General features: G+C 45.7%; 2 protein-coding genes. Both read left to right on the plus strand.

The genetic code is table 11. The annotated features are described in order from the left end of the window. On the plus strand, window positions 1–304 hold a 304-nt coding region (locus ABD353_RS40030), incomplete at its 5' end, for a hypothetical protein (RefSeq protein ID WP_425555367.1). After that, window positions 301–558, plus strand: a 258-nt coding sequence (locus ABD353_RS40035; RefSeq protein WP_344628614.1) for a ParB N-terminal domain-containing protein, incomplete at its 3' end; no start/stop codon positions are given. The genes ABD353_RS40030 and ABD353_RS40035, both read left to right, overlap by 4 nt.

Genomic DNA, 558 nt, shown 5'->3' on the forward strand with positions numbered 1-558 from the left:
CGAAGGTGTGGAACCACGCCTGAGCGCGAGTATCGGTTTCATGTCAAAAATGACTAATAAGCGTGATCACGAAACTTCGCATAGCCTGGCCCGCGAAGTGTATGCAAGTAATATTCTGGACTCGTCACTGCCACGTTTGGATGGATTCGAACGATGTGGTGAATCTTTTGACACTATTATTAGTGCTAACCCTGTTTCATACCCTGGTAGTGCTGAAGCGTTGAAAAAGGCACGTACTGAAGCAGAACGGTTTACGAAAGCAGTTTTTGACCGCATTGAATACATCCGGGGAGAGTCTAAATGAAAAAGGTTTTAGCTCGTGGGCGAGTTCTCGGTAATAGCAATTCAGAGTTTGCCCGTATGCTTGAAGGTGACGGAGATGTCAAAACGTTTACTCTTAAATCCGGCAAGCAGGCCAAATTTGTCAAAACGGTTGTATTAAGCGGAGAGATTGAATCAAAGACGTTCGTTGATGCATCGGTCAATGGACGAGATCAGGCTATGCTTACGCGTGAGTCCGTTAGTGATATTTCCCGGACGATAAAGCTGCAGGAATTC

The sequence above is a fragment of the Kitasatospora arboriphila genome, from assembly GCF_039528095.1.
In the GTDB taxonomy this organism is placed as follows: Bacteria; Actinomycetota; Actinomycetes; order Streptomycetales; family Streptomycetaceae; genus Kitasatospora; species Kitasatospora arboriphila.